Genomic DNA, 9,198 nt, shown 5'->3' on the forward strand with positions numbered 1-9,198 from the left:
CATCATGTTTTTCTATCTTTCTTTCAAGCTGCGCAAACTTGTGAGCAAGTTCTTTATTTGTGGACAACATTTCACGCAGTTTGACGAAGGCACGCATAATTGCAATGTTTGCCTGTATGGCTCTGTCGCTATTTAAGACAGTAGCAAGCATAGCAACTCCCTGTTCAGTGAAAACATAGGGCTGATACCCTCCAAGATATTTACGTGAAGGTATCGCATTTTGCGATACCATAATCTCAATCTCATTTTCATTTAGCTGAAACATAAAATCTTCAGGGAAACGCCTTATATTCCGTTTAACTTGTTCTCTTAATCTGATTGGTTTCACACCATAAAGAACTGCAAGGTCTTTATCCAGCATGACCTTCTGTCCCCGTATCAGATAAATTTTTCGTTGAATTATATTAGCCGGTATTATTTCATTCATATTGTCTTTTTTTAAAAAAGATTTTTGAACTCCAGACCGGAGATCCTACCAATTATAACACGAATGAGTATCAGTTTCACCCTTTCAGATAGACAAACTCATCCGCCCCAAAAACCCGCCAGCTTCAAACAGTTCCAAAGCGCAGGAGCGCAGAATAGCAAACACGCAGCAGTAAAAATAATCAAGGATGACAAAGGGATATGGGAATTTAAGGGAAGGGGGCAGTACGGGGTTGGATAATTCTACTTCAAAATATTTTTAATCTGTTTTCTAAGTTCTGGAATTTCATTAATAACAATATCCCAGACAATATCGTAATCAATGCCAAAATAGTCATGAATCAACTTATCTCTGGTGCCTGCCATTGCCTTCCAATCGGTATCGCTATATTTTTTTCTGAAATCTTCCGGCAGTCTTTTAACGGCTTCTCCTATTATCTCTATACTGCGGACAAATGCCCTTTTCAGTGTTTCATCTTTTATAAAATTGTTTTTATCGAGTCCCTTTGATTTTTTGACTATATAGTCAGCTTCATCAAGAATATGTTTGAGATATTCCTTATAGGACATATTTGATTTCTTTAAGAATATATGGTTTCAGATATGGACTCATGCTTTCATGTGTTATAAGCTCAACTTTACGATGAAGCAGGTCTTCAAGAAAAAAGGCGAGATAAATGAAATTTTTGAAATTTTTCTTTCCGCGGATAAACTCAACAAGCAAATCAACATCGCTTCCTTTTTTTTGTTTTCCTTTAACGAACGAACCGAAAAGGCCAATCCGTTTTACGCCAAACCTTTCTATCTCTTCCCTGTGAGAGGATAGAATATTTGAAACATCGTTTTTTGTTTGGACAGTCTTCATAACCGTTAACCTCTGAACAATTATACCAAAACTATGACTGAAGATTCATTTTTTTCTATTGCTTCAAAGGTGTTATCCTGAAAACAACCCCCCGCCCCAAAATCCGCCAGTCTGCATCAGACAGATTCTTAAGAAACAAAGGTATTTTGGAATTTAAGGAAAAGCGAATTACGGCTTTAAATTGGGAATAGTGAACCTAATCTTCTTCTACTTCGTATAATAATTTCTCAATAAGGGCAATGGTTGCATAAAAACCGGCTTTCCGCAGTTTTTCTACTTCGTTCTTAAAACTTTTTTCTGTCTATTTTTGAAAGGAATACAAGCGGGCCGGTATTGACGACAATCTTCATCTAAGAGATTTTACTGCTTTTATTTCTTTTTCTATCTCTTCTGCCTGTATATTTATTGCCGGCATCTTATAACGGCCGAGCTTCTTAAGAAAAGACACCCTGTCCAAACCGGCCATTTTTGCTGCTTTTCCTGAGGATATTTTCCCCAGTTCATAAAGCTTTGCGGCTGCAAGAAATCTTACTTCTTTTGTAAATTCAGAATCTGATAACTTTAATGTCTGAGGAAGTCCCTCGGGATACGGTATGGTTACTGTTTTCATGTTTTTATTTTATATGAAATATCTTGGTTTAACAACATATTTCTTAACATCCGCCCACAAAACCCGCCAGCAGCTTCAAGACAGTGCAAAAGTGAAAATGTGTCATAAAACTTTCTAATCATAGTCTTGAAAAATGCTATAATTCCACAATGAAAAGAAAAATCAAACAAGTATTATTCAAAAATATAATAGGGGCATGCGTTTTTAAAAATGTTAAGGAAGCCTTGCTGAGACTTTATCCTGACCAGAAAAAGAATATCAAAGGATATAAATATGTTTTTCAAACTCTGAGGCTTACGAGGCCCCGATATAGCAAAGAAGGAATGGTTATTGATATAAGTAAACTCGGCAGAGGCAGGAAAGCCTATTTTTCTGTCAGCGGTGTATGCACAGAAAAAGGCATAAAACAGTCATATGCCATAGAGTATATGCCGTGGTCTGAGTGGCTTGGGTGCGAAGTAGATAAGCAGGTTTTTAAAAAAATGCCAAAAGAAGAAATCGCAGCTCACTGCCTCTGGGAAATAACATTTATGGGCTTTACCCAGAATAAAATCAGAAAAGGTCTTTGTGTCTTGAAAAAGCAGACTAAAGATATCAAAGAGGGCAAAGTGAAAACTATTCCGTTTGAAGAGGGAACTAAGCAGAGGGAACTAAGCAGGGACACTTCCCGTATTTTCTACTATCCCCTCCGCCCCTAAAATCCGCTCGAAGCGGGTCTTGCGAAGAGCCGCACCGACCGGCTGCAGATATTGGGGGACAAAGGCATTCTGGAGTTTAAGGGGAAGGGGCGATACGGTATAAAATAATCTCATTTATTGCGGTATTTTGATATACTAAAGATAACATTCGGTTTCAGGAGGTGAAAACATCATGTCTAAAGCAAATACAGTTCGGATTGAAAGCCTTGAGGTCAAAAAAAGCGATATTGAGAGGGTAAAAAAAATCTTCGCTGTAAAAGATAATGCAGAAGCTGTCAGGAAGGCATTGGATATGGCATCAGGCAAGATTGAGCTTGAGAGTATTTTTCAGAAGTTTAAAGGCGTAAAAATAAAAAAGGTCTATGCTTAAAAAGCTGATAGATACCAATATTTTCATCGACAGATTTTCAAATCCTGATCTGCACAAAGAGATTTTCTTATCCGAAGGATTGGTTTATATATCTTCCATTGTGCTGATGGAAATCAGAGCCGGCGCTCACACAAGAGAAGCGATTCATGCCTATAATGAACTCTCTAATTTTTTCAGGCGGGTAAACAGGATTCTTACGCCTTCTATAAGAGATTTTGAAAAGGCAGGTGAAATTATTGCCCGTCTTCAGAGTATCAAAGGATATGAGATCAAGAAATCTGCATCTATAACAAGTGATTGCCTTCTCGCTGCATCTGCCAGAAGCATGGGCGCTGTAGTGCATACACAAAACAAGAAAGATTTTAAGGCAATAAAAGACATCTTTGATTTTGAAGTTTCTTTTGTTTAAAACACATCCGCCCCAAAATCCGCCAACCACTATGAGAGTGGAGGCCGGAGGCGAGGAAGCGCGGAAGCTTATGCCTTTAAAATTTTCAATAGCCTTGCAGTAGTAAAAACTTCAACACCGGAATGCTTAAAATCATTATCATTGCTCCAAACAGGAACTTTTAATTTCATTGCGAGTGCAAGCAGTTCTATATCATCTTCATCTTTTCCGGACAACTTGTTTTTTGCCTTGTTAATAAAGTCTTCGTAGAAATTTCCTGGGTAGACCTTCAGCGGAAGCAACTTTAACTGTGACTCGAGTATTTCCATGCCCAGACCATACTTTTCGGAAATAACGGATAGATATTCTTTTACTTCTTCGATATTGTATTCTGTTGTTACGAGTTCTAAGTTTTCTTTGAGGAATATGCGAAGTGCAGCTTTTCCCGCAACAGCAGAGAGGATTACATTAGCGTCTGCGGCGAGCTTTTTTAAAAGATTCGAAATCTGCAAGTAGTTTTCCCTCGGTTATTCCCTTTTTCGCCAGTGAACGGCTTATAGCCTCACCAAAGCGGATGACCAGTTCTTTTCTGAGTTCTATGGGAAAGCTTTCCGGGTGCTCGATAGGAAGGTAAAGACCTGTCACCTTGCCGTGCCGCGTAACAAGAATAGGTTCTTCCTCTTTAAAATAACTTGTTGCCTTATCCCTGAATTCCCTTACTGTTGCTACTTTCATGGTTCCTCTTGAAATCAGTATAACAGCCTCATCTTAATATGTCAACAATTGTGACCACATCAATTATCCTCCCCCTCCGCCCCCAAAAAATCCGCCATAAGATAATTCCCCCTCACCTTATATCCTCTCCCTCGGAGAGGAGAGGAAAGTAAAAGGAGAGGGTGTTATTTTGATAACAACAGCGCAAAAGTTCGGAAGCGTGGAAGGGCAGAAGGCTGGCAGAAACTTTGAAGCAAAAGGGATAAAGGGATTCTAAAGTTTAAAGAGAAACGGAGGCCCCCTCATTGCCCATATGTAAACACCATGAAGGCATTGGTTGACAATCAGAATAGCTTTTACCTATAATCCCAGCCATGGGTATCCGCAATAAAAAAAATCATATTGAGAAAATTGACAGGAAGTATTTGTGGCACCCTTTTACCCAGATGAAGGAGTGGATGATGGAGACGCCGATAATTATTACTGAAGGCAGAGGCTCTTTTCTGAAAGACATTTACGGGAAGTGGTATTTAGACGGTGTATCATCAATCTGGGTTACGGTTCACGGCCACATGAAAGAAGAAATCAACATGGCCATTAAAGAACAGCTCGACAGAGTTGCTCATTCCACCCTACTTGGATTAACTCATCCTCCTGCTATTGAGCTCGCTGAGAGGCTTATAAATCTTGTACACTCATCACTCGTCACTGAGCCTGCCCTGAGCCTGTCGAAGGGTCACTCGTCACTCAATAAGGTCTTTTATTCAGACAATGGCTCAACTGCTGTAGAGATAGCCCTGAAAATAGCCTTTCAATACTGGCAGCATAAGGGCAATAACCACAAAAAGAAATTCCTATCCCTTAATAATGCCTATCATGGCGACACAATCGGAGCAGTGAGCGTCGGAGGCATAGATATATTTCACAATATCTTCTCTCCCATGCTGTTTGATTCCTTCAAATCACCCTCTCCTTATTGCTTTCGCTGTGAGTTGAAGCTAAGCTATCCGTCCTGTGGACTTGCATGCCTCGATGCAATGGAGAGATTAATGAGAAAACATAAAAACGAGATTGCCGCATTAATAATCGAGCCCATTGTTCAGGGGGCTGCTGGAATGATCGTATCACCACCTAACTATTTAAAAGGGGTGCGGGAGTTGTGCAATAAATATAATGTCCTGATGATTGCCGATGAGGTTGCTACAGGTTTTGGCCGCACAGGAAAGATGTTTGCATGCGAGCATGAAAAAGTCAGCCCCGACATTATGTGCCTTGCAAAAGGGATAACAGGCGGGTATCTGCCCCTCGCAGCAACCCTCACAACAGAGGAGATTTATAATGCATTTTTAGGAGTCCCGAATAGTCGGGAAAAGACATTTTTCCACGGCCACACATATACAGGGAATCCGCTGTGCTGTGCAGCAGCCCTGGCCAATCTTGAGATATTTGAAAAAGAAAAAACTATCAAGTCCCTCAAAGGCAAGATCCGACTGCTCGAAGAGGGATTAATGGAAATTGCTGAGTTTTCGCATGTTGGAGAGGTAAGGCAGAAGGGCTTCATGGTTGGGATAGAACTCGTAAAAGACAAAAAAACAAAAAAGCCATACCCGTGGGAAGAAAAAATGGGATGGAAAGTCTGTTACAAGGCAAGAGAGGAAGGCCTGCTCTTAAGGCCGCTCGGCAATGTGGTAGTCTTAATGCCTCCACTCAGCATATCCCATCAGGAATTAAAAAGGCTCACCCAGATAACCGCAGAGGCGATTAGAGAAGTAACAGAGCGTCCAACCAAAAACTAAAACTTCAGTCTATGCCCTTCATTATCTTTCTCAGCCGTCCCTCTACAAAGCCCCTTATCTCTGAAAGTCTTTTCTCATCCTTTGCCTCAAACCTCAAGACCAGTGCAGGCTGCGTGTTTGAAGCCCTTATCAGCGCCCAACCAGAATCAAACATTATCCTGATGCCATCTATATCAATAGATGGAAACTCCTTGAACGCCTCTTTTGCCTTATCCACAATCTTGAACTTTACTTCATCAGGGCAGTCGAGTCTTATCTCAGGGGTCGAAACAGTGGCAGGAATATCACTTAAAAGGGCCTTCATGCTGTAAGGCTCACCTGATTTTTTAATAATCTCAAGGAGCCTCAGGCCTGCGTATATTGCATCATCGTAGCCAAAATATCTATCTGCAAAGAATATGTGGCCGCTCATCTCGCCTGATAGGAGGGCGTGCTCTTCCTTCATCTTGCTTTTAATAAGGGAATGGCCTGTCTTCCACATTATTGCCCTGCCGCCCAATCTATTAATCTCATCATACATAACCTGGGAGCATTTAACCTCTCCAACAAAAGTCGGTTTTTCTGACTCCCGACTCCCGACTCCCGACTCCCGACTCTTTAATATATCCCTGGCAAATATAATCATTAACCTATCCCCCCAGACAACTCCGCCATCCTCATCCACTACTCCTATCCTGTCTGCATCTCCGTCATAGCCGATACCTGCATGTGCCTTTGTCTCTTTTACTTTCTTTATCAGGTCTACGAGGTTCTTTTCTACCACAGGGTCAGGGTGGTGATTCGGGAATGTGCCATCAGGCTCGCAGTAAAGCTCAAAGACCTCGGCACCGAGGGGCTTTAAAATCCTTGGCGCCACAAGACCGGCTGTGCCATTGCCAGCATCAATAACTACCTTAATCCCAGCAAGGCTTTGAAACTTATCTTTCAAAAAATCAACATAGTCATCAATTATCGGATATTCTTCAACCGTTCCCTTTCCGCTCTTAAAGTCCTTAGCATCTATCGTCCTTCCAACAGCCTTAATACTATCTCCGAAAAGGGTCTCCCTGCCGATACTCAATTTAAAGCCATTAAACTCAGGCGGGTTGTGGCTGCCTGTAATCATCACACCGCCATCAACAGGGAGTTTGAAAAGGGAATAATACTGCAGAGGGGTCGGGCATATGCCGAGGTCAACAACGTCAAGGCCAGAATTATTCAAACCATTGATAAGACATTTTTTTATTACTCCTGAATGTAGCCTCGCATCCATCCCAACGCTTACCTTTGCCCTGTCTTTGGATATTTTATTCAGGAGACAGGAGGCAAATCCCTTTCCTATGAGTTCCGCAACCTCTTCTGTCAGGTCCTTGCCCCAGACACCTCTTATATCATATTGCCTGAAAATAGCAGGATTTATCATTAGATGTTTTCCACCATTTCCCATATACCGCATGGGCAGATGCCTGCACAGAAGCCACATCCTATGCATTTCTCATCATCAATTGCATATTCGTATGAACCACCTTCTTTTTCCTGCCTGCTTATTGCACCCCAGTAACACACGGCCTCGCACATGCGGCAATCACGGCATGTTGCACATGACATACAGCGTTCTGCCTCTTTCTCAGGTGTAAAGCTATCCCCCCGGCAGATATCATAATACTCTGTTCGGATTCGCTCATAAGGTATAACCTGCTTGACCTCAGGCATGCGGTCATAATGCATCATCTGCGAATGTATCACCTCTGCTGCAACCCTGCCCTGTCCAATGGCATTAGTGACAAGTCCAGGCATTGTTGCATCACCTATGGCAAAGACCTTTGCATCAGATGTCTGGCCAATGTCATTCACCACAATCCAGCCCTTTTCTGTGTGTATGCCTGGTGGAAGGAAATCGAGTATCGGCACTTCGCCGATTGAGATAACCACAAGGTCAGCATCCAGAGATGTTCCATCAGTGAAATATATCTTCTTTTGTTTCTTATCATACCTCTCGGTAAACTTTGGCCAGAGGATCTGGGTGCCCCTCTGCTTTGCCATCTCCAGCTCTTTTCCAAAGGCAGCAGGCTTCTGTATGTCAACGGCAACCACAGACTCTGCGCCGCAATTGTATGCCTGAGAAGCCACATCCATACCCACATTTCCAGCGCCAATGACAACAACCTTCTTTTTCTTAAGGTCTGGCAGGTCGCCTATGTTGATGCCTTTTAAAAACTCTATTGCAGGCACCCCATGCTCAGAGCCTGGAAATGTCAGGGTTTGAGGTTTATGAGCGCCACAGGCAACAACAACTACCTCATGGCTTTTGTATATCTCCTCGAATTTCTTCTGGTCAACCATAACCTTAAGATTGACATTTACACCTATTTCTGCAAATCTGGATAACTCCTTATCCAGGATCTCGTGTGGCAGTCTTTCCCTCGGTATGCAGAGTTCAATCTTTCCACCGAGTTTATCCTCGGCCTCATAAAGATCAACTGTATGTCCTTTTAATGCAAGCTGCCATGCAGCAGAGAGTCCTGCAGGGCCGCCTCCGATTACTGCTATTGTGTGGCCTGTTGGCTTTTCCCTCTTTGGCGCTGGCAGTTCAAGGGCAAGGCTTCCAAGCTTGTCTATATTCAATGGCTTATCAAGCTGTCCCCTCGTGCAGCTCTGCATACAGAGATTAGGACATATCTGCCCGCATACTGTGGCAGGAAGCGGGCTGTATTGAAGCACAAGTTCCAGGGCCTCGTGTAATTTGCCCTGCCTGATAAGTGTTGCCCTTTTGTGTGATGGGATATGTGTGGGACATGTATATTCACATGGCGGTGCATACTTCTCATTAGCCCACACAGGCTTATTACGCCTGTCAGCACCTGTTGTAATATAAGGCAGTAATGTCTGCTCATGGGCTAAATACTCTGCGAATATCCCGCCTTTACCAACCTCTGTCTCCCAGACGTTTTTACGGAAGTCAGTCGTTGACATCTTGAACCATCTTCTGGCCCTCTTTTCTTCAGGTGTGTAGGCCATGAGCTTTTTCCATACATCAGGGGAAGTAGTAAGTTCATCGTAGTAGGACATCCTGTCAATTGCTTCAAGGAATGGCTTCATATTGGTCTTAAGCCACTGCCAGTCCTGAGGTGCGAGGTCAAGAAGCTTTACATCCCTTCCGCTATATCCCTGAATAGGGCCGCGGAAATATATGGTGCCTCCGACCATTCCTACACATGGCCTGTACCCGAGGGTATTCCGGGGATTTCTCGGATTTACTCCGCAGACAACAGCAATGCCGCCTGCCTTGAATTCAGCAAAGGAATCACCTACATCCCTGAAATACCATGATTGTGGTGGGTCGAACCTCGGA

The 9,198-nt window shown here is 42.7% G+C and carries 12 protein-coding genes; 4 read left to right on the forward strand and 8 right to left on the reverse strand.

Translation table 11 applies throughout. The annotated features are described in order from the left end of the window. The 4 genes from HZC12_08010 to HZC12_08025 form a co-directional block, all read right to left on the reverse strand. On the reverse strand, window positions 1-427 hold a 427-nt coding region (locus HZC12_08010; GenBank protein ID MBI5026647.1), incomplete at its 3' end, for an ORF6N domain-containing protein. A 242-nt stretch (window positions 428-669) separates the two neighbouring features. Beyond that, window positions 670-996: a DUF86 domain-containing protein gene (locus tag HZC12_08015; protein ID MBI5026648.1), complete on the reverse strand. Its 327-nt coding sequence runs from the start codon at window positions 994-996 to the stop codon at window positions 670-672. After that, window positions 986-1,291 carry a nucleotidyltransferase family protein gene (locus HZC12_08020; GenBank protein ID MBI5026649.1) on the reverse strand — a complete coding sequence of 102 codons (306 nt, stop codon included), beginning with the start codon at window positions 1,289-1,291 and terminating at the stop codon, window positions 986-988. Before HZC12_08020 ends, HZC12_08015 begins: the two co-directional genes overlap by 11 nt. A gap of 346 nt (window positions 1,292-1,637) precedes the next feature. Beyond that, window positions 1,638-1,901, reverse strand: a complete 264-nt coding sequence (locus HZC12_08025; protein ID MBI5026650.1) for a UPF0175 family protein — start codon at window positions 1,899-1,901, stop codon at window positions 1,638-1,640. A gap of 149 nt (window positions 1,902-2,050) precedes the next feature. Here HZC12_08025 and HZC12_08030 point away from each other — a divergent pair, with 149 nt between their 5' ends. From HZC12_08030 to HZC12_08040, 3 genes are all read left to right on the forward strand, one after another. Further along, complete coding sequence (locus HZC12_08030) at window positions 2,051-2,599, forward strand: hypothetical protein (GenBank protein ID MBI5026651.1); 549 nt, start codon at window positions 2,051-2,053, stop codon at window positions 2,597-2,599. Between the two features lie 172 nt (window positions 2,600-2,771). After that, complete coding sequence (locus HZC12_08035) at window positions 2,772-2,969, forward strand: hypothetical protein (protein ID MBI5026652.1); 198 nt, start codon at window positions 2,772-2,774, stop codon at window positions 2,967-2,969. Beyond that, window positions 2,962-3,378, forward strand: coding sequence for a PIN domain-containing protein (locus HZC12_08040; GenBank protein ID MBI5026653.1), 417 nt, complete (start codon window positions 2,962-2,964; stop codon window positions 3,376-3,378). The genes HZC12_08035 and HZC12_08040 overlap by 8 nt, the downstream gene beginning before the upstream one ends. Before the next feature lie 68 nt (window positions 3,379-3,446). Here the strand turns inward: HZC12_08040 and HZC12_08045 are convergent, their stop codons facing one another. Then, window positions 3,447-3,869 carry a PIN domain nuclease gene (locus tag HZC12_08045; GenBank protein ID MBI5026654.1) on the reverse strand — a complete coding sequence of 141 codons (423 nt, stop codon included), beginning with the start codon at window positions 3,867-3,869 and terminating at the stop codon, window positions 3,447-3,449. After that, on the reverse strand, window positions 3,826-4,092 hold the full coding sequence (locus HZC12_08050; GenBank protein MBI5026655.1) for a hypothetical protein: 267 nt from the start codon (window positions 4,090-4,092) through the stop codon (window positions 3,826-3,828). Before HZC12_08050 ends, HZC12_08045 begins: the two co-directional genes overlap by 44 nt. A 353-nt stretch (window positions 4,093-4,445) precedes the next feature. Between HZC12_08050 and bioA the strand changes: the two genes are divergently transcribed. Beyond that, a complete protein-coding gene (bioA, locus tag HZC12_08055) occupies window positions 4,446-5,867 on the forward strand; it encodes an adenosylmethionine--8-amino-7-oxononanoate transaminase (GenBank protein ID MBI5026656.1) in 1,422 nt (473 codons plus the stop codon). Window positions 5,868-5,871: 4 nt separating this feature from the next. Here bioA and HZC12_08060 read toward each other — a convergent pair whose 3' ends face one another. Both HZC12_08060 and HZC12_08065 read right to left on the reverse strand, forming a co-directional pair. Beyond that, window positions 5,872-7,266 (reverse strand): phosphomannomutase/phosphoglucomutase, encoded by a 1,395-nt coding sequence (locus tag HZC12_08060; protein MBI5026657.1) that lies wholly within the window; start codon window positions 7,264-7,266, stop codon window positions 5,872-5,874. Window positions 7,267-7,268: 2 nt separating this feature from the next. Then, on the reverse strand, window positions 7,269-9,198 hold a 1,930-nt coding region (locus HZC12_08065), incomplete at its 5' end, for an FAD-dependent oxidoreductase (GenBank protein MBI5026658.1).

The organism is Nitrospirota bacterium (genome assembly GCA_016214385.1).
Lineage (GTDB): Bacteria > Nitrospirota > Thermodesulfovibrionia > UBA6902 > JACROP01 > JACROP01.

Bases quoted from the DNA above. Each gene is read 5' to 3' on its own strand.
- HZC12_08015 (MBI5026648.1), bottom strand. From the start codon at position 996: ATGTCCTATAAGGAATATCTCAAACATATTCTTGATGAAGCTGACTAT.
- HZC12_08020 (MBI5026649.1), bottom strand. From the start codon at position 1,291: ATGAAGACTGTCCAAACAAAAAACGATGTTTCAAATATTCTATCCTCT.
- HZC12_08025 (MBI5026650.1), bottom strand. From the start codon at position 1,901: ATGAAAACAGTAACCATACCGTATCCCGAGGGACTTCCTCAGACATTA.
- HZC12_08030 (MBI5026651.1), top strand. From the start codon at position 2,051: ATGAAAAGAAAAATCAAACAAGTATTATTCAAAAATATAATAGGGGCA.
- HZC12_08035 (MBI5026652.1), top strand. From the start codon at position 2,772: ATGTCTAAAGCAAATACAGTTCGGATTGAAAGCCTTGAGGTCAAAAAA.
- HZC12_08040 (MBI5026653.1), top strand. From the start codon at position 2,962: ATGCTTAAAAAGCTGATAGATACCAATATTTTCATCGACAGATTTTCA.
- HZC12_08050 (MBI5026655.1), bottom strand. From the start codon at position 4,092: ATGAAAGTAGCAACAGTAAGGGAATTCAGGGATAAGGCAACAAGTTAT.
- bioA (MBI5026656.1), top strand. From the start codon at position 4,446: ATGGGTATCCGCAATAAAAAAAATCATATTGAGAAAATTGACAGGAAG.